This window comes from Streptomyces sp. NPDC006655 (assembly GCF_040703965.1).
Classification (GTDB): Bacteria; Actinomycetota; Actinomycetes; order Streptomycetales; family Streptomycetaceae; genus Streptomyces.
The window spans coordinates 21,230-39,526 of sequence record NZ_JBEYJU010000088.1; the positions used below are offsets into that span (position 1 = coordinate 21,230).

Consider the following 18,297-nt stretch of genomic DNA (forward strand, 5'->3'; position numbering starts at 1 on the left):
TCACCCGAACGGGAGAGTTTCCGAGCGGGGGGATGACAGCCGTGCGGTCGGCGCGTCGTAGGTTGGGACAGTGAGCCAGCACAGGCGCAGGCCCTCGGCACGACAGGGCGCGCGAAGGCGGGCGGTGGTTGCCGCGGCCTTCGTGGGCACGGTCGCGCTCGGTACGGGCATCGGGGTGTGGGCCTCCTCCGGAGGAAGCGACGACGGCCGCGCCGTGGGGCCGGCCGGGCGGCCGTCCGGCGGCAGCCGGGCGGCGAGCCCCAGCCCCACCCGTAGTTACCCCCTCTCCCAGGCGCCGCGCACCATCCCCGCCGTCCGCTCCCACACGGCGGCCCGGGGGCCGGGCTGGCGCCCCGAGAAGGGCTACCGGGTCGTGGTGAGCGACGCTGCACTGGCCGACGAGGGGCGGCTGACGGCGGGCGAACTCGGCCTGTCCTACGCCGGACGGAAGGGCACGGACGAGGACGTCCGGCCGGGGGATGTGCGGCTCGACCTCGGCGGCACGGGGGACCCGGAGTCGTACACCATGACCGTGCGCGGCGGGGTGGTGCGGATCAGCGGGCCGGGTGACGCGGGCGTCTTCTACGGCACCCGGACGCTGAAGCAGGAGGTGCACGGCGGCGGTACGGCCCCCGAGGGGGTGGTGAGGGACCAGCCGGCCAAGCTGCGGCGCGGGTTCATGCTGGACATCGCGCGCAAGCCGTTCACCGCCGGCTGGATCGAGGCCCGGATAAGAGAGCTGGGCGATCTCAAGTACAACGAGCTCGGACTGCACTTCTCCGACGACCAGGGGTTCCGGATCGAGTCCGCCACCCACCCCGAGATCGTCTCCCGGGACCACCTGACCAAGACCCAGGTGAAGCAGATCGTCGCCCTCGCGGCCGGGCGGCACATCCAGGTCGTTCCCGAGATCGACTCGCCCGGACACCTCGGGGCCGTCCTCGCCGCCCACCCCGGCCTCCAGCTGCGCAGCGCGCGGGGGACCGCCACCAGGGGGGCCGTCGACATCTCCGAGCCGGCCGCTGCGGGGATCGTCGACGATCTGCTGGGCGAGTACGCCGACCTCTTCCCCGGCTCCTACTGGAACCTCGGCGGCGACGAGTACCAGGCCCTGACGGTCGCCGACCCGCAGGCCTCCTTCCCGCAGCTCGCGGCCGCCGCCCGGAAGGCGTACGGCGCCTCGGGCACCGTCGCCGACCTCACCACCGGCTGGCTGAACGACCGCGCCGACACCGTCCGGGCACACGACCGCACGCTGCGGGCCTGGAACGACGGCTTCCTCCGCGGCACCTCCGTGCGGCCCGCGGACGACCTCCAGGTCGCCTACTGGACCGGCAAGGAGATCGGCGCCCGGCAGCCGGTGGAGTACCTGAGCGCCGGCCGCAAGGTGCTCAACTACAACGACGAGTTCCTCTACTACGTGCTCGGCGAGCCCAACACCTTCGTCTACCCGACCGGGCGGCGGATCTACGAGCAGTGGACCCCGCGCGTGCTGCGCGGCACCACCGCCGTGCCCGCGAAGTACGACGCGCAGATCCTCGGCGGGTCCTTCGCGGTCTGGTGCGACCTGGCGAACTCCCAGACCCAGGACCAGGTCGCCGCCGGCATCCGGATGCCGCTGCGGGCCACCGCCCAGAAGCTCTGGGACCCGGGCACCCCGGCGATGTCCTGGAGCGCGTTCAAGGGTCTCGCGAACGAGCTGGGCTGACCGGACCGGGTGCGCACGACCCGCCGCGCGCGTCGGTGCCGGGTTGGCCGAAATCCACCTCTTCGCGTTCCCGGTCCCGGTGTGCCGCGCACCGCTGTGACACTCCCGGTCCCTCGCACGCAGTAAGGGGAAGTGCGGGCTCCGTAAAGGTCGGCGCCTTGGTATGGACCGCTGTGGGAGGCGTGGGATGAGCCTGGTGGAGCTGATCGCGCAGGCCGATGAGCGCGGACTCGCCGTCAGCGGGTTGGCCTGTTTGGATCGGTGCGTGCCGCTGCTCGGCGGGGACGACCTGGTGCTGCGCCCCCTGTGGGCGAGCCTCGCCGACGGCTCCGACTGGAGCGCGGGTCTGGAGAAGGCGCGCGGCTCCCTGGGCGCCGGTGCCGGTGGCGGTGGCGGTGGCGACGAGGTCGAGGCGCTCGCCCGCCGGATGCTCGACGCCGCGCCCGACGCGCCCGACGCCCCCGGCATCCGGCTGTGGGCGGACGCCTGTTCCGTCGCCTCGCTGCGGATCCACCGGCTCCTCGACCCCGCCGCGGACCCGGCGCCCTCGGTCGACACCCGCCGCGAGGGCGGCACCGACGACATGTCCCCGCTGGTCGCCGCCGAACTGCGCCGCCAGGTCACGGTGCTGGAACTGCTCGCCGGACACGGCGCGGCCGGGCTGCGGCGGGCGCTGGACGTCTCCACCGAGGGCCGCCGGGTGCTGCGCGCGGTGGTGTCGCGCCGGGCCCGCGGCCGCGGCTGAACCCCGGGAGGTTCCTGTGCATGCCGTGCGGCGGAGCTGCGGCGGACTTGCGGGGGTCCTGCACCGGTTGCCGAAGCGCCCATAATCCGGGTGACGAAAACGCCGCCGGCCCCGCTCTTCAGTATGTGACAGCCCACCATGTGACAGCAGAGCAGCAGACCAGGCCGCACGCCGCCGCCAAGCCGGTGCGGTGGGCGGCGGACGCGGTGGCCGTGATGCGCGAGGGTGCGCGGATCCGGCTCGACTACTCGGCGCAGAGCCTGTGGCGGGTCGACCGGATGATCGAGGAGATACGCGGCGAGGGCGCGCCGTACGACGCCGTGCGGGAGACGCTGCGCGGCCTCGGCGCCTACGCCGGGGAGGTGATCGCCCGGCAGTCCGGCGCCGAGTGGTGGGCGTCCGGCGGCGACCACTGGATCCGCACCCCCGACGGCCGGCTCTGGGACCCGATCGACGAGGCCCGGCGCTGCTACGGCGGCCACGGCTCGCTGCGCCTGCTGTGCCGCGACGCCGTGGGCTGACGGGGAGTGGGCGAAAGCCGCGCAAAACTGACGTCCGTCTCCCTGGTCACCGGCGGCGTCGCCGCGAGCATCCCGAACCGGACGCTGTCGGCGGCCAGGGCCGCGGTGCACAGCTTCTGAGCGGTCGTGAAAACGGACCGGGCCCCGTCCCACAGCCGACGCCGGAACGTACCCCGGACCCGAGGACTCGGCGCCCTGACGGGCGGGCGGGCAGACGGGCGGACGGGCGGACGGGCAGACGTGGGGCGGTGTGGCGCGGATCAGTCGGTGTCGAGGCCGTCTATCAGGCGGTTGAGGAACCGGGTGAAGGTGGCTTCGGGGGTGAGGGGGCGGGCGGGGGCGGAGAGGGCCTCGGCGAGTTCCGGGTGGTGGCCGTCCGCCGCGACGGCGGCGAGGTAGCGGGCCTCGGCCGCGGTGCGCTCGGGTGACTGCGCGGCCGTGGCCTGCGCGACCTCGTGGGCGACGTGCCCGGCCACGAAGGCCGTGAGCTGGGCGAAGATCTCCAGCTTCGCCGCGCCGTCCAGCCGGGTGGGCCGCAGGGCGGCGAGCGCGCGTTCCAGGAAGGCCAGGGTGTGGGGCCCGGGACTGCGCCGGCCGGCCAGGGCGGCGGGCAGCCAGGGGTGCCGCAGCATGTGGGCGCGCTGGAGGCGGGCGATGGCCTTCAGGTCGGCGCGCCAGTCGCCGGTGGGCGGGTCCGTGACCGGCAACTCGCCGCTGACGTGGTCGACCATCAGGTCCAGCAGCGTCTCCTTGTCGGGGGCGTAGCTGTAGAGCGACATGACGCCGGCTCCGACCTGTGCGGCGACTTTGCGCATGGTGACCGCTTCGAGCCCCTCGGCGTCCGCCAGGGCGACGGCCGCCGCGGTGATCGCCTCCCGGCTGTAGGCGGGCCTGCGGCCTCTGCGCGGCCCTCCGGAGGCCAGCCACAGCTGCTGGGGGTCGACGCCCGGGGCGGCGCCCCCTCCGTCACGGGGCATGGCCCACGCTCCTTCCCTCGACCGGCGGCCCTTGCGCACATCAGTGAAGCATCCCCTATTCTCGTACACCGTACGTAAATCAAGGAGGGGAACGATGACGTCACGCACCCACGGTTCTGCGCCGAGGCCGGCCTGGGCACCGCCTTCCCGGAAACCGCCCCTGGCCGCCCGGACGATGAGGGCGACGTGGCGCCGTCTCCCCGCGAAGCTGCACGATGCCGGGTGGGAGCCGGGACTGGTGGTGCCGGCCGCCGACGGCAGCCCGCTGATCACGGACCACTACTTCCCGCGCGCCGAGGGCGACTTCCCCACCCTCCTGGTGCGCTCGCCGTACGGCAGGGGCCTGCCGTGGTCCCCCATGTACGGCCTGCTCTTCGCCGAACAGGGCTTCCACGTGGTCCTGCAGAGCTGCCGCGGCACCGGCGGCTCCGGGGGCGCGTTCGACCTGTGGCGCAACGAGCCCGCCGACGGCCGGGCCACCGTCTCCTGGCTGCGCGAACAGCCCTGGTTCGACGGCACCCTCGGCACCGTCGGCCCCAGTTACCTGGGCTACGTGCAGTGGGCCCTCGCCGTGGACCCGCCGCCGGAACTGAAGGCGATGGTGGTCCAGGTGGGCCTGCACGACCCCTACGCCCTGTTCCACGCGGACGGTGCGCTGCGCCTGGAGACCGCACTCGCCGTCGGCGTGGGCATGACCTACCAGCACCAGGGCATGGCGCCGTTCCTGAAGGCGACCCTGCGCCTGCAACGGCGCCTGCGCGAGGTGACCACCGCGCGGCCGCTGCGCGGGGCGTACGCGTCGGCCCTGGGGGGCGAAGTGCCCTGGCTGGACGACGTGATGACACACCCGGACGCCATGGACCCGTACTGGCACGGCGCCTCCCTTGCGGAGGTGGCGGAGCGGCTCCGGGTGCCCACGGCTCTGATCACCGGATGGCACGACGCGCTGGCCGACCAGACCTTCGAACAGTACGACCGCCTGCGCCGGGCCGGATGCGAGACCGCTCTGCTCGTCGGCCCCTGGACCCACACCTCCGCCCTTCAGCAGGGATGGCCCGAGGTGTTCACCGAGAGCCTCGCCTGGCTGCGCGCCCACCTGTGCGCGGACCCCTCCGGCCTGCGCCCCGGCTGGGTGCGCGTGCACATGGGCGGCGAGAACGCCTGGCGGGACCTCGACGACTGGCCGCCGGCCTCGGCCGTCGGCTCCTGGTTCCCCACCGCGCAGGGGCACCTCACCCGCCAGGCCCCCACCGACCGCGCCCCGCTGACGTCGTTCCGCTACGACCCGGGCGACCCCACCCCGTCCCTCGGCGGGCCGCTGCTCTCCCGGACCGCCGGACCTCGCGACAACCGCGGCCTGGAGGCGAGGGAGGACGTCCTGACGTTCACCGGCCCCCCGCTGACCGAGCCCGTGGACATCCTCGGGCCGGTCTCGGCGCGGCTGAGCGTCTCCACGGACACCGGTCATGCCGACGTCTTCACCCGGCTGTGCGACGTGGACCCGCAAGGCCGCTCCGTCAACGTCTGCGACGGGCTGGGCCGCCTGCGGACGGACGGCCAGGAGCCGTCGCGGATCACCGTGCCGATGAGTTCGACCGCCCACAGGTTCGCCGTCGGTCACCGCATCCGCTGGCAGATCAGCGCGGGCGCCCATCCGCGCTTCGCGCGGAGCCCCGGCACCGGGGAGTCACCGGTGGACGCCACCACCTTCACACCGGTGCGCCTCACCCTCCACACCGACTCGGCACTGCTGCTCGCGGACGGGTAGCGACGGCGGGATCCCACCGAAGCAACGGCCGGAGCCGCCACCCCCCACAGGAGAGGCCCCGGCCGTCGCGTGGTACGGGCCGCGCGGCGGCCCGTACTCCGTTCAGCGTCATGAGTGCGTTTTCTGTCACACCTCGAGGTGTCACGTGTTGGTTGCATCTTGTACTGACATGGACGGGGAACGGATTCAGCACGTAACGTGCAGTTCGCGCCGGGCCGCGGACGACGCATGACCACCGCAACCATCCGCGTCCCGACCACCGCAACCATCAATTGAGGAACCACGACAGCGAGAACCACGACCGCGAGAGCGGCGCCGGTTCGGGCGCAAAGTAGGTATCGGGTGCTGGGGGACGACGCGGAGCTGACCGCCGCGGTGCGCGCGGCACAGGACGGGGACGAGACCGCGTTCCGCATCGTCTACCGCGCGGTGCAGCCGCGCCTGCTCGGATACGTCCGCACGCTGGTCGGTGACCCGGACGCCGAGGACGTCGCCTCCGAGGCCTGGCTGCAGATCGCTCGTGACCTCGACCGGTTCAGCGGCGACGCGGACCGCTTCCGCGGCTGGGCCGCCCGGATCGCCCGCAACCGCGCCCTCGACCACATACGGATGCGCGGCCGGCGCCCCGCGATCGGCGGCGACGAGACGGAACTGGCCGGCCGGGCCGCCGAGTCCGACACCGCGGGTGAGGCCATCGAGGCGCTCACCACCGACTCCACCCTCTCGCTCATCGCCCGGCTGCCCCAGGACCAGGCCGAGGCGGTGGTCCTCAGGGTCGTCATGGGCCTCGACGCCAAGACCGCCGCGGAGACCCTCGGCAAACGCGCGGGCGCGGTCCGGACGGCGGCCCACCGGGGGCTGCGGAAACTCGCTGAGCTGCTCGGCGCGGACCCTGAGGCGGCGGGCGTCCTGGAGGGGCTGCCGCCCCAGCGAGAACCGAAAGATCGTGCGGTGACGTCCGCCAGTGTGACGCATACGCGTTCGCGGACGCAGAAGGACATGTGATGGCCGACGAGCAGTACACGTGGCTGAACCGGGAGACGGCGGAACGTCTGCTGCGCGGTGAGTCACTCGAAGCCGTCGACGAATCCGCCCGTGACCAGGCAGAATGCCTGGCCGCACGGCTCGGCGCGCTGTCCGCGCGCGCCACGGCGGCCGACACCGAACTCCCCGGCGAGGAAGCCGCGGTGGCTGCCTTCCGCAAAGCGCGCGAATCCGCCGAGGAGGAGCGGACCGACGCGGCCTGGCGGCCGGGCGCGGCCGGGCAGGGCGCCGACGCGGGCCTGTTCCGCCTCGGCGGCGCGGGCCGTCGGCCGTCCCGCGCCCCCCGCTGGGCCCGCCCCGCGCGGCTCGGCCTCGCCGCCGCGCTGGCCGCCGGCATGCTCGGCGGGGTCGCGGTCGCCGCCGGCACCGGTGTGCTCCGGACCCCGTTCGACGACAACCGGCCCGGACCGGCCGCCTCCGTCTCCGCCACCGCTTCCCCGCAGCGCCCGCAGGGCTCGCCCTCGGCCGAGTCGCTGCTCGGCGGCGAGACCGGCGCGCCCCGCACCGGCACCCCGTCCGCCGGCGCCGGGCGCTCCTCGGCCGGGGCGTCCGGCCGGCCGAAGGAGCGGGACACCGGTTCGGCGGCCACCCCGGGGAACCGGTGGCGCGGTGCGCTCGCCTCCTGCCGTGCCCTCCGGGACGGCAAGCCGCTGGGCACCGGCCGCAGACGCAGCCTGGAGGGTTTCGCGGGCGGCTCCGGACGGGTCGACGCGTTCTGCAGAACCGTCCTCGGCGGCCGGACCGACGGCGACGGGGACGGCAACGGCGTCGGGGGCGACGACAGGGGTAACGCCGGCGGCCGGGGCGGCCGCAGCGACGGCAAGGGCGGCGGCAACGGTCAGGGCGGTGACGGCGACGGCCGGTCCGGCCGGGGTGGCGGCAAGGGCTTCGGTCCGGGCGGCGGGGGTGGTGGGGGTGGCAACGATCCCCACCAGGACGGCGTGACCTCACCCGTCCCGACGGGCTTCGCGCCCCTGGCGCCCGACCAGCCCGTCAGCCTGCCCGCGCCGACGTACAGCGCGCTCTGACCGCTGCCGGGCGAGCGCCCTCGCATACCTTTGTGGAACGCTGTGACCTGCGGTTTTGAAAGTCGCTGAACTTTTTTCCCGCAGGGTGTGACGTTTTCGGCGGCCGGGACGCAGTACTGAGTGAGCCGACTGGTCATCGGCCGTCGCACAGAGCCGGGGTTCCCCCCGTACCTGCGGCTCGTGCATTGGCGCGGGCGGGACACGTTCCCCCGGTCCCGCCCGCGCCCCGAATCTCCCTCGCCGCGCGCCTCACCAGGAGACGACGACCTTGTCGCCGCGCCGTACCTGCGCGAACAGGTCCGCGACCGCCGCCTCGTCCCGCACGTTGACGCACCCGTGCGAGCCTCCCGCGTAGCCCCGGGCCGCGAAGTCGTACGAGTAGTGCACCGCCTGGCCGCCGCTGAAGAACATCGCGTACGGCATGGGGGAGTGGTAAAGGGTCGAGTAGTGGTCGCGTGACTTCCAGTAGACGTGGAACACACCCTCACGGGTGGGCGTGTACTGGGTCCCGAACCGCACCGACATCGTCGACACCGTGCGCCCGTCGATCATCCAGCGCAGCGTCCGGCTGGTCTTGCTGATGCACAGCACCCGCCCGGTCAGGCACCGCGCGTCGGGCGCGGCGGCCGGCTGACCGCCCATCAGGTACAGCTCCCACTTCCCGGGTCTGTGCGTCATCGCCACCAGCCGCCGCCAGGTCACGGCGTCGGTCTCACCCGTCCGGGGCAGCCCGCGCCGGCCCTGGAACCCCGCGACCGCCTGCGCGGTGAGGTCGTCGTACGTCCCCGTGGGCCCGTCGTACAGCCAGGCGACCTGGCGCAGCCTGGCCTGGAGCTCGCGGACGCCGGTGCCGGTGTCGCCGCGGGTGTGGACGATGTGCGGCGGGACGGTCTCGACGGCGGACGGGGTGGGCACCGCGGCGGTCCCGTCCGGTGCGCTCCGGCCGCCTGGGGTGCCCTGCGGACGTTCGACGCGGACGGGCGCGTGTCCCTTGCCGTCCCCGCCGTCCGGCGGCTGCACGGTGCACCCGCACAGCACGGCGAGCGCGACGGCCACGATCCCTGCGTACCCGGAGACCCTCATGCCGTGGATGCTTCCCCGCGTGACCGCCGCCGAACGAGGGAGCATGGTGGGAAGTGACGGACGCACCGGCCCACTGGCGCAACGCGGAGGTCACCCACCATGGCCCGAGAGTCGGAGTCGGGACTGCCCATCGAACCGGTCTACGGCCCGGCGGCCCTGACGGGCTGGGACCCGGCCGAGAAGCTCGGCGACCCGGGGTCGTACCCCTACACGCGCGGTGTGCATCCGTCGATGTACAGGGGGCGGGTGTGGACGATGCGGCAGTATGCGGGGTTCGGTACGGCGGTGGAGTCGAATGCGCGGTATCGGCGGTTGATCGGGCAGGGGACGACGGGGCTGTCGGTGGCGTTCGATCTGCCGACGCAGATGGGCTACGACTCGGACGCGGTGGTGGCGCGTGGTGAGGTGGGGAGGGTGGGGGTGGCGGTCGACTCGCTGGACGACATGCGGGTGTTGTTCGCGGGGATTCCGCTGGGTGAGGTGTCGACGTCGATGACGATCAATGCTCCGGCGGCGGTGTTGTTGCTGTTGTACCAGTTGGTGGCGGAGGAGCAGGGGGTGGCGGCGGGGGCGTTGCGGGGGACGGTGCAGAACGACGTGCTCAAGGAGTACATCGCGCGGGGGACGTACATTTTTCCGCCGCGTGCGTCGTTGCGGCTGGTGGCGGATGTGTTCGCGTACTGCCGGGCGGAGATTCCGCGGTGGAACACGATTTCGGTGTCGGGGTATCACATGGCGGAAGCGGGGGCGTCGCCGGTGCAGGAGGTGGCGTTCACGCTGGCGGACGGGATCGAGTACGTGCGGGCGGCGGTGGCGGCGGGGATGGGGGTGGACGAGTTCGCGCCGCGGTTGTCGTTCTTCTTCGTGGCGCGGACGGCGTTGCTGGAGGAGGTGGCGAAGTTCCGTGCGGCGCGCAGGATCTGGGCGCGGGTGATGCGGGAGGAGTTCGGTGCGCGGGACCCGAGGTCGTGGATGCTGCGGTTTCACACGCAGACGGCGGGGGTGCAGCTGACGGCGCAGCAGCCGGAGGTGAATCTGGTGCGGGTGGCGGTGCAGGGGCTTGCGGCGGTGCTGGGGGGCACGCAGTCGTTGCACACGAACGCGTTCGACGAGGCGTTGGCGTTGCCGTCGGAGCGCAGTGCGCGCCTCGCGTTGCGGACGCAGCAGGTGCTGGCGTGGGAGACGGATGTGACGGCGACGGTGGATCCGTTCGCGGGGTCGTACGCGGTGGAGCGGTTGACGGACGAGGTGGAGGAGGCGGTGGTGGCGTTGATGGGGCGGGTGGAGGAGCTGGGGGGTGCGGTGGCGGCGATCGAGCGGGGGTTCCAGAAGGGCGAGATCGAGCGCAACGCGTATCGGATCGCGCAGGAGACCGACGCGGGCGAGCGGGTGGTGATCGGAGTCAACCGGTTCCGTCTCGACGAGGAGGAACCCTACGAACCCCTGCGCGTCGACCCCGCCGCCGAACGCCGGCAGACCGAGCGGCTCGCGCGGCTGCGTGCCGAACGGGACGGGCGGGCCGTCGCCGCCGCCCTCGGTGCCCTGAGGAGGACCGCCGAGGGCGACGGCAACGTCCTGCCCCCGCTGCGTGAGGCGCTGCGCGCCCGCGCGACGGTCGGCGAGGTGTGCGACGCGCTGCGCTCGGTGTGGGGCGTGCACGTCCCCACGGACACCTTCTGACCAGCGGCGGAGGTGTTGTCGTCACCCCGTGCGACACTGCTTGCCATGTTCGGTGTCATCGATCTCCCCACCTACCTGGCAGGACTCGCCCTGATCGTCCTGCTGCCCGGCCCCAACTCGCTGTACGTGCTGTCCGTCGCCGCCCGGCGAGGGGTCCGGGCCGGTTACACGGCCGCCGCGGGGGTGTGGTGCGGGGACACCGTGCTGATGACGCTGTCGGCGGCCGGGGTGGCCTCGCTGCTCAAGGCGAACGCCGTGCTGTTCGGGATCGTGAAGTACGCGGGCGCCGGTTATCTGACGTGGCTGGCGGTCGGGATGCTGCGGGCGGCCTGGGGGATGTGGCGGGACCGGAGGCTGCGCGCGGTCGCACAGGCGGCGCCTGCCGTCGCGCCCGGGCAGGAGCGGCCGTACCGGCGCGCGCTGGTGATCAGTCTCTTCAACCCCAAGGCGATCCTGTTCTTCGTCGCCTTCTTCGTGCAGTTCGTGTCGGAATCCAACCCGGTCGTGGGCTTCCTGACCTTGGGCGTACTCGCCCAGTTGGCAAGCGTGTTGTACCTGTCCGCGCTCATCTTCGGCGGGTCTCGTCTGGCTGCCGCGTTCCGTCGCCGGAGGACGCTCAGCGCAGGGGCCACCTCGGCCGCCGGGGTGCTCTTCCTGGGGTTCGCCGTCAAGCTGTCTCTGGCAAGCGTGTAGGGGCTGACATGTCTCAACTTGACGATGCTGCGGCCCTGTTCGCCCGCATGAGCCTCCAAGAGCAGCATGAGGCACTGGGAGCCCTCGGCCTGCCCAAGAGGCTCCCCAAGGAGTCCCAGGAGCCCCCCAAGGTCACCCCGTTCTCTGCCCTTGCCAGCACGCCCAGCAGGCGGAAGCGACAGCCACTCACCGTCACGGCTGTGAGTGGTCCTGAGGCGTCCTGAGTTCTCAGAGGCTTTGCTGCCAGCCCCATAGGCCCCGCGTTGGGCGTCCCGCTCCCCGGCCGCAGGCCGTACGTGCCCATGCCTTTCTCGGACCGCGTGAGCCCCCGCGCGCCCACCTGCCAATACCCGACAACGCGAATATTGGCGATGCCGCATAGACGACCATGAGCGACCCCCGTACGGTCGTGTTCAAGGGCCCCAACTGGGGCCAGACACAAGGGGGTTTCGGCATGGCCCGCGAAGAACTGACCCGCCTTACCGGCAACGGCAACGGTGAGTGCAATCAGAACGACTGCCCCAACGTGTACCGAACCGCAAGCGGCTCCATCATCGTCCAGGGCGACCTGTCCGAGGCTTTCAAGCCTCCGCAGGGTGAGGCCCTGGTGGAGATCCCGGAATCGGTACTCAGGGAGGCTGTTCGTGCTCTTGGATGGTGAAGCGTGGCAAGCCAAGTTCCGGGACTTCCAAAGCGAAGCATGGCGCCTGGAGACCCTGCCCGAATACAGGGTCCCTCAAGAAGAGGAAGAGATTCGGGCCTTTCTGGCGGGTGATCGAATCGACCCCCACACGCACTCGAACTCCTACACAGAAGACCTCAAGAGGGTGCGTCGGGAAGGAAAGAGCAAGGGGCGCGTACACATCGTGACTCGCCCTCTAACGACATACCTTCGGTACGAGTTCATGTATTACCGGCCGCACGTATGGGCCGGAGAAGACATTCGAATCATGGACGTGACCGATCGGGAAAATCCTCTGGCGGGCGTCCAAGACTTCTGGATGTTCGACAAAAAGGAAGTCGTCCTCATGAACTATGAGGACGACGGCACGCAGATCGGCCGGGAATTGTACGAGGGCGACGTGGCGCGGTACCTCGGATATCAGCGCATTGCACTGACCGCGTCGGTGCCTTTTGAGGAGTACGTGAAGGGTCTTGACGTTTGAGCCAGAGGAGATGGGGCAGTCCAAGGCGGACCTAGCCGACACTCTCAAGATGCTCCGAAAGCGAGCCGGGATCACACAGACCCGGCTCGCTCGGCTATGCAACATGAGTCAAACAAAGATCAGTAATATTGAAGGAGGGAAACTAACTCCCACCCTAGTTGATGTTGAACTAATTCTAAGAGCCTTGGACGCACCTCCGGAACTCGTTTCACGAGTCGCGTCCCTGGCGCGTAACGCAAACAGTGAATGGCAAGACGTTTGGAATCAGCGTCGAACAGGTCTAGAGAAGAAGCAGAACGAGCTAGCCGGGTTCGAGCAGTCGTCCACAGAATTCCGATACTTCCTGTTGTCAATGATTACCGGGCTACTAGCGACGCCCGAGTACGTGAGGGCGAGTCTCGCCCACATCCCTGGGGACCACAGTAAGGCGATTGCCAAGAAACTAGAGCGACAGGCAGTTCTATACGATACGCCGAAACGGTTCACATTCATTCTCACTGAGCAGGCCGTTAGATGGCCATTCCTGCCCCCGGCAGCCATGGCCATGCAGGTTGACCGACTGGCATCGATTTCCTTGCTGCCAAATATCCGTCTCGGAGTCATCCCGCTTGAAGGTCATATGCCGGTGGGGCCGCTGAACACATTCACCGTATATGACACGCGGATTGTGACCGTCGAGACGCAAACGGGTGCCATGGTTTTCAGGGACCACCGGGATGTATCGGCATACCTAGATGAGTTTGCCGTATATGAAGGCTTGGCCCTGTTCGGGGACCAATGCAGGGAACGGCTGTCCGAGTGGGCCGATAGGTTCCGCTCATGATTCCTACCCGACAACGCGAATAAAACTCGTTCGACTGCACGCTTCGCGGCACCATTACATGACAGACGTGGAGCCGAGGGGCGATCGATGCTTAAGGACAAGTCGGAGGCTGAATCCAGTTCCGGACCAGTAGCGAGGAGCATCCCCGGACTTGAACCTGTCGGGGTCGAGGGGTGCATGACGTGCGCAGCCCTCGGGAATTCACGAGAAGTGGCCCGCGAAGCAGGCGTGCCGGAAGCTGTGGCGAGTGCCAATCAGCAGATCAGCAACCATCCGCACAGCGGCGTGGGCCAAGGGAGAGAGCTTCCCATGGCGACGGTGTGGGGGGTGCCCGTATGAGGCCACCTAGCTACCCGAGTGAGGCCGTCGACCTACCCCTAGACGATTGGTTGTATGAAGCCAAGCCGCGCGAAGGGTGCCACCAATGCGCGGAGTCTCTTGCTGAATTGACGGCGGCCAAGAAGGCCGGTGACGCCTCCGCTCGCTTCGAGGCGGCCCGCAGGATTCGACAATGCGCGCACGGCGGCTAGGTCATGGCTACGGCACCAGAAAAGCCGAGGGCTGGTCGGCGGGGCTACGACAATGGCCGCCCTTCCATTATCGAATGGTTGAACGGCGTATCCGCGATCTGTGGAGAGTGTTTCGGGAGCCGTGAAGTCTGGTGCCCTGCGTGCGGTGGATTCGGTGGATGTGGCATCTGCAACGGCCGGGAAAAAGTCCGGTGCACTCAGTGCGCGGGCGGGCGCGTCACCGGGTATAGGTTTTGAAGTAGAGCTGAGCTGCGTGCCCAGAGCACACCAGAACGAGCCTCGCACTGATCAGAACGCCCGAGAACTGCCCCGTCCGAACGTCGTCCCCCGTGGCGTTCGGGCGGGGCTTCTGCATATCTGCAAGATGAATGATCCGAAGCCCTCTCGGGTGAAACGAAAAAGCAGGGGTACCCCGAGCCGGCTCGGGGTACCCCTGAATTTTTAGTGGTCTTTAAGTGATCTCTTGGAACAGCGCCGATCGGGCAAGACCAGGTGAGTCACTGTGATGCAGAGCTGGTTCCCGCACCGGTTCTCGAAGGTGTTCGCAATGATCGGCCCACGGTACTTCTTCGCCGTGAGATATCTCTTCACTAGAGTTTCACGGCCGCGCCCAAAAACGGGCTCACCCTGCGCCGTGATCTTCCCTTTCCAGACTCGACAGCCAGTCTCGATAACCGGGATAGACAACATCATGATCTCATCGAGCGGTGTCCTCACTCTATAACCTTTCCCCCGAGTAATATTCCTTCTCAGATTGCGGGGAACGGAGCAATCAAACCCCGTTCCCCGCACTGTCAGCCGCTTAGCTAGCGGCAGCCTTCATGATCTGCGCCGACGAAGTCTCGGCGAGGGAAACGCCAGCGACTCGCATAATGAGGCGGAACCCAATCTGGTCGGAATCGAATCGAGCGTCCTCGGAAACCTTCACCGAGGCATTGCGGCGAATGCCAACCATGATGCGCGAGCCATCAGCCACCGCCACGGTCTTGGGCGGCAGGAAGGCACTCGGAAGGATTGGCAGACCCCATGCAGTCGAAGCGGGAGAGTCAACCGGAGAGCCACCCTGGTAGGTGCCAGAACCAGCGGCCTTTTCCTTTCGGAGAGCCGCTGCCATATCAACGGAAGCCCATACGACCGAAGGCGTTCCGTTCATAGACTCGATCCGGGCAACGGCGTCGGCCAGGTCGTCGTAGGTGACAGTGACCTTGCCCGCTCCGAGAGTCGTAGAGACACCTTGAGAAAGAATTCCCCTGATAGGGTTCGTCCCCGAACCGGTAAACGCGTCGGCATCGAACTTGAGGCTAGCGTCACGAAGAAGGTTGCCAGCAATGACGTTGCGCAGATTCACGGCACTGTCTTCGAGCACCTCGGAACTGGCCCACTGAATGCGGCCGATCTTCTTAGCCTCGAACTTAACCTCACCCCAGACCATTTCTCCTTCGGGGATGGTCTGGCCCTCTTCTACGTAATCACCGCCAGTAGAAGAGACAAGCTGCGGAACCGAGAAGGTATCCGAATTGAACGGGACTATGCTGTCGGCAGGGAGACCCCGGAGGAAGGTCGAGTTAGCCTTTAGCGCGTCTACGTACTTGGAAGCCGTCTCGGACGGCACCGTATAGCCACCACTGCTCGGAGAATTCTCGGCGATGAGTTCTCGGTACTCGTTCGCGGACGGCATCAGGCCGCGCCACGAATCCCCCTTGTCCTGATGCCGGTTGCCGGTCGGCGCGAACAGACCGCCAGCGCGCGAACCCAGAGACCGAACCTCGGCTTCCCGCTCACCGCGCTCGACAGCATCTCGGGCCTCGGCCTCGTAACCGTTGATATCAACGTCGAGACGCTCGATGCGCTCTCGCTTCTCGGCGTCCGAAAGGTTCGCGTCGTCCCGCACGGCGCGCATCTCGGCAACGAGGTTCGCACGCTTCTCCAGAGCGGCCTTAGCGTGAGCCTTGAACCGGGGAGGGCAGTCAGTCATTGGCATTCCTTAGAGGTCTTGGCCGGAAGCGGCCATGAAAAAGCCGCCCTGCACCCGGAAGTGGGTGGGGCGGCTTTGTTGTGTCTGTAGTTCTGTTAGTTCGCTAGAGCATCTTCAGCGCGAGCCGCGCGCTGTTGCTCTACGCGTTCCATGAAGCGGTCTCGACGCGCATTGCGCCGAGCTAGGTTTTTACAGGGAAGGCCGCAATATCGGGTGCGATGTCGGCCGGGTCCGTACTCGATATCGAAGGGCCTCCCACAAGCGCGGCACGTTAGCGTGACTGTGTTGTTCATGTCCCATGCCTCTTCGGGGTTGTTCTTTCATGAGTAGAAGAACCGTTAGGTGGTGCGACACCTAACGCGCTAGCCAGTTCGTCTTTCTGAAAGCCTCGGAATGCCTCGGCCGAGTTGCGGACCGCCTATCGGTCCCACAAGATCCGGCTAACCCCCGCGCGTTCACGGGGAGGGAAAGACGCGGGTGCGGAAAGTGATCCCAAAAAAGCTTCAGATCCCCCCTCCCCCTGACGTACAGCGCAAAGCGCCGCCATGAAAGATCAGAGAAGGGCCCTGCAAGGCAAAGAGACTTGTACTAGCCTGCGCGCATGACAACCGCGCATCAGCAGCTACTCGCCATCAACTTGGGAGCATGGACTCCGGAAGACTGGTCTGCCGCTGCGACGGTCGCCACGGCGATCTTCACCATCTTTACCGTTGGTATCGCCCTGGCTGCCGCGCTGTACGCGAAGCAGCAAGTTGACTTGGCTCGGCAGTTGAGAGAAGAGCAGGCTCAACCCTTCGTCGTTGTCGACTTCGCCGACAATCCGGTGATGAGGCAAGGCATCGACTTTGTCGTTGAGAACATGGGGCAGACACTCGCGAGGAACGTCAAGATCGTCGTCGATCCTCCATTTGCAACGACATTCGACCAGTACGGGTATCCGTTGAAGGACGCTCCGCTCATTACCGAGGGAATCCCGTCGCTTCCGCCAAGGAAGCGAATCACTGCGCTATTCGATGGAGCCCCCGAACGTCGTGAATCGGGGTTGCCCATGAAGTACACCGCTACAGTTCGTTTCGAGGATGCCCACGGCAGGGCGCAGGAGCCGTTGACTTACATCCTCGATCTGTCTATTCGCTACAGCCTGCTTTCACCCACCGAGTACGGCATGTCCGATGCTGCTGAGGCCCTACGAAAGATTGCTAAAATGCTAGAGGAGTCTCGGCGTGATTTGCGTACGGAACTCAAGCGGAGGCAAGCAGAGCGAACAGTGGAAGGGAATACAGGCGAGAGTTCCACCGATTAAAGGTCAAGGCCCTCGGCCGATCTCTAACCTTGATGCAAGTATTTAGCTTGGTAGGGGTCGCCCCACTAAGGTGCCTCTCTTACTTCGAGATCCAGCCTTCACCCCTCGGCCAGGCTTGCTCCTAGGGCGTTCTATTGCCTCGGCTGAAGTTGCACGGCCCGCAGGCCGGGCGAAGGTTCTCTATGTCATTCGTTCCGCCTCGGCTGAGCGGAACAATTTGATCAGCCGTCAGCCGTCGAGGCCGGCTGCGAATTTCAGATAAAGTAGAGAGGGTTATCCGCGAGGATCGCGGCTCTAGCCTTCAGGTATTGGGTGTTGTATCCCCGCGCCCACCGAGAGGGGCGCGTGTGCTTTCTCTTCTGCTCTCGTCGCTTCGCTCCGACCAAGGAACACTGCTCGCATCGCGAGCCTAGAAGGTAGAGCCGCTTGCAGCGGCTACACATAGACATAGGTATAGCTACTCCATTGGAGAGCGCCCCTTGGAGGGGGCGCATCTAACTTGAAACGGATAGGGCACCCTCGACGGGGTGCCCTTAGTAGTTCTCTCTGCCTGGCCTCCGTTCTTCGGCCAGGGGATGACTTGAAGAGATAGAGAGGAAGCGTAAGTTTCCGCAGGTGAGAGAAGGGTGGGTAACCGTCACGGGGCTACCCGGTAACCGTGGTTGGGTTACGCGGCAGTGCGTAGCGCGTGCACTCGGCAGGACCCCGAACCAAGCCCGCTCTTCTGGAAGTGGTGCCGAGGTAGTACAAGGCAGCGTGCGCCCGACTCGGGAGCTATCAAGGCCATGCCTTTAGCCGAAGCTATGCCCTTCTGTACGGCCTGCCTGGTGAGCGTCTGGCCGTTCGCTACGGCCAGGATCGAAGCTAGGGCGCCCTCGGCGAACTCAGCGTGCCCAACCTGATTGCCCCAGCCAAGGGCTGCGAAGTACACGCGCACGGCAAGCGGCTTGATCAGTGGGTCTCGGGCTTTCGCTCGGCAGTCTTTTTGAGAGATGGCGCCCCACGGGGCGCCCGGTCCAAAGCTGATCGTCACATGCTCCCCGGATTCTGGTTGCGTCCTGGCATGTCTACCGTCGCGCCCCTGGCGGTTTCAAGGAAGGGCGTTTAAACGATGCCTTTGACTTCGCCAGGGGGGAGGGATGCAAGGTTCCTTCACCGCTAGGGTGCGTTTCAAATGTGCTGGTCATAGCCATTCGTTGATGGCTGCGACCAGCACGGTCGCCTCGTAGCGGACCGCCAACTTGTCGTACCTT

At 68.0% G+C, this 18,297-nt stretch carries 16 protein-coding genes; 12 read left to right on the forward strand and 4 right to left on the reverse strand.

The features are described from left to right. Positions 1-70 precede the first annotated feature (70 nt). The 3 genes from AB0958_RS34965 (at position 71) to AB0958_RS34975 (ending at position 2,974) form a co-directional block, all read left to right on the forward strand. Entirely contained in the window at positions 71-1,708 is a 1,638-nt protein-coding gene (locus AB0958_RS34965; RefSeq protein WP_366894493.1) for a glycoside hydrolase family 20 protein, read from the forward strand. A 187-nt stretch (positions 1,709-1,895) separates the two neighbouring features. Continuing rightward, positions 1,896-2,453, forward strand: coding sequence for a hypothetical protein (locus tag AB0958_RS34970; RefSeq protein WP_366894494.1), 558 nt, complete (start codon positions 1,896-1,898; stop codon positions 2,451-2,453). A 140-nt stretch (positions 2,454-2,593) separates the two neighbouring features. Next, positions 2,594-2,974, forward strand: a complete 381-nt coding sequence (locus AB0958_RS34975) for a hypothetical protein (protein ID WP_366894495.1) — start codon at positions 2,594-2,596, stop codon at positions 2,972-2,974. Between the two features lie 260 nt (positions 2,975-3,234). Here AB0958_RS34975 and AB0958_RS34980 read toward each other — a convergent pair whose 3' ends face one another. Beyond that, positions 3,235-3,951, reverse strand: coding sequence for a TetR/AcrR family transcriptional regulator C-terminal domain-containing protein (locus AB0958_RS34980; protein WP_366894496.1), 717 nt, complete (start codon positions 3,949-3,951; stop codon positions 3,235-3,237). 94 nt (positions 3,952-4,045) lie between these two features. Here AB0958_RS34980 and AB0958_RS34985 point away from each other — a divergent pair, with 94 nt between their 5' ends. The 3 genes from AB0958_RS34985 (at position 4,046) to AB0958_RS34995 (ending at position 7,791) form a co-directional block, all read left to right on the forward strand. Further along, a complete protein-coding gene (locus AB0958_RS34985) occupies positions 4,046-5,719 on the forward strand; it encodes a CocE/NonD family hydrolase (protein ID WP_366894497.1) in 1,674 nt (557 codons plus the stop codon). 342 nt (positions 5,720-6,061) lie between these two features. Continuing rightward, the gene (locus AB0958_RS34990) at positions 6,062-6,724 is read left to right on the forward strand and encodes an RNA polymerase sigma factor (RefSeq protein WP_366894498.1); all 663 of its coding nucleotides are present in this window, start codon (positions 6,062-6,064) and stop codon (positions 6,722-6,724) included. Then, entirely contained in the window at positions 6,724-7,791 is a 1,068-nt protein-coding gene (locus AB0958_RS34995; protein WP_366894499.1) for a hypothetical protein, read from the forward strand. The genes AB0958_RS34990 and AB0958_RS34995 overlap by 1 nt, the downstream gene beginning before the upstream one ends. A 249-nt stretch (positions 7,792-8,040) precedes the next feature. Here the strand turns inward: AB0958_RS34995 and AB0958_RS35000 are convergent, their stop codons facing one another. Then, the gene (locus AB0958_RS35000) at positions 8,041-8,874 is read right to left on the reverse strand and encodes a L,D-transpeptidase family protein (protein ID WP_366894500.1); all 834 of its coding nucleotides are present in this window, start codon (positions 8,872-8,874) and stop codon (positions 8,041-8,043) included. Between the two features lie 99 nt (positions 8,875-8,973). Between AB0958_RS35000 and AB0958_RS35005 the strand changes: the two genes are divergently transcribed. The 5 genes from AB0958_RS35005 to AB0958_RS35025 all read left to right on the forward strand — a co-directional run bounded on the left by AB0958_RS35005 (position 8,974) and on the right by AB0958_RS35025 (position 13,236). After that, on the forward strand, positions 8,974-10,554 hold the full coding sequence (locus tag AB0958_RS35005; RefSeq protein ID WP_366894501.1) for a methylmalonyl-CoA mutase family protein: 1,581 nt from the start codon (positions 8,974-8,976) through the stop codon (positions 10,552-10,554). A 45-nt stretch (positions 10,555-10,599) separates the two neighbouring features. Further along, positions 10,600-11,247, forward strand: a complete 648-nt coding sequence (gene leuE / locus AB0958_RS35010) for a leucine efflux protein LeuE (RefSeq protein ID WP_366894502.1) — start codon at positions 10,600-10,602, stop codon at positions 11,245-11,247. A gap of 454 nt (positions 11,248-11,701) precedes the next feature. After that, a complete protein-coding gene (locus AB0958_RS35015; RefSeq protein ID WP_366894508.1) occupies positions 11,702-11,908 on the forward strand; it encodes a hypothetical protein in 207 nt (68 codons plus the stop codon). Beyond that, a complete protein-coding gene (locus tag AB0958_RS35020; RefSeq protein WP_366894503.1) occupies positions 11,892-12,413 on the forward strand; it encodes a DUF6879 family protein in 522 nt (173 codons plus the stop codon). Before AB0958_RS35015 ends, AB0958_RS35020 begins: the two co-directional genes overlap by 17 nt. Further along, positions 12,403-13,236 carry a helix-turn-helix transcriptional regulator gene (locus AB0958_RS35025; protein ID WP_033280179.1) on the forward strand — a complete coding sequence of 278 codons (834 nt, stop codon included), beginning with the start codon at positions 12,403-12,405 and terminating at the stop codon, positions 13,234-13,236. The genes AB0958_RS35020 and AB0958_RS35025 overlap by 11 nt, the downstream gene beginning before the upstream one ends. 1,332 nt (positions 13,237-14,568) lie before the next feature. Here the strand turns inward: AB0958_RS35025 and AB0958_RS35030 are convergent. Next, on the reverse strand, positions 14,569-15,741 hold the full coding sequence (locus AB0958_RS35030) for a phage major capsid protein (RefSeq protein ID WP_366894504.1): 1,173 nt from the start codon (positions 15,739-15,741) through the stop codon (positions 14,569-14,571). 601 nt (positions 15,742-16,342) lie between these two features. Here AB0958_RS35030 and AB0958_RS35035 point away from each other — a divergent pair. Continuing rightward, positions 16,343-17,044, forward strand: a complete 702-nt coding sequence (locus AB0958_RS35035; RefSeq protein WP_366894505.1) for a hypothetical protein — start codon at positions 16,343-16,345, stop codon at positions 17,042-17,044. Positions 17,045-17,165: 121 nt separating this feature from the next. Here AB0958_RS35035 and AB0958_RS35040 read toward each other — a convergent pair whose 3' ends face one another. Then, on the reverse strand, positions 17,166-17,321 hold the full coding sequence (locus AB0958_RS35040; RefSeq protein ID WP_366894509.1) for an HNH endonuclease signature motif containing protein: 156 nt from the start codon (positions 17,319-17,321) through the stop codon (positions 17,166-17,168). Positions 17,322-18,297: the final 976 nt, after the last annotated feature.

Coding starts and splice junctions, on each gene's coding strand:
- AB0958_RS34970 (WP_366894494.1), top strand. CDS start 1,896: ATGAGCCTGGTGGAGCTGATCGCGCAGGCCGATGAGCGCGGACTCGCC.
- AB0958_RS34980 (WP_366894496.1), bottom strand. CDS start 3,951: ATGCCCCGTGACGGAGGGGGCGCCGCCCCGGGCGTCGACCCCCAGCAG.
- AB0958_RS34985 (WP_366894497.1), top strand. CDS start 4,046: ATGACGTCACGCACCCACGGTTCTGCGCCGAGGCCGGCCTGGGCACCG.
- AB0958_RS34995 (WP_366894499.1), top strand. CDS start 6,724: ATGGCCGACGAGCAGTACACGTGGCTGAACCGGGAGACGGCGGAACGT.
- AB0958_RS35000 (WP_366894500.1), bottom strand. CDS start 8,874: ATGAGGGTCTCCGGGTACGCAGGGATCGTGGCCGTCGCGCTCGCCGTG.
- AB0958_RS35005 (WP_366894501.1), top strand. CDS start 8,974: ATGGCCCGAGAGTCGGAGTCGGGACTGCCCATCGAACCGGTCTACGGC.
- leuE (WP_366894502.1), top strand. CDS start 10,600: ATGTTCGGTGTCATCGATCTCCCCACCTACCTGGCAGGACTCGCCCTG.
- AB0958_RS35015 (WP_366894508.1), top strand. CDS start 11,702: ATGGCCCGCGAAGAACTGACCCGCCTTACCGGCAACGGCAACGGTGAG.
- AB0958_RS35030 (WP_366894504.1), bottom strand. CDS start 15,741: ATGACTGACTGCCCTCCCCGGTTCAAGGCTCACGCTAAGGCCGCTCTG.
- AB0958_RS35035 (WP_366894505.1), top strand. CDS start 16,343: ATGACAACCGCGCATCAGCAGCTACTCGCCATCAACTTGGGAGCATGG.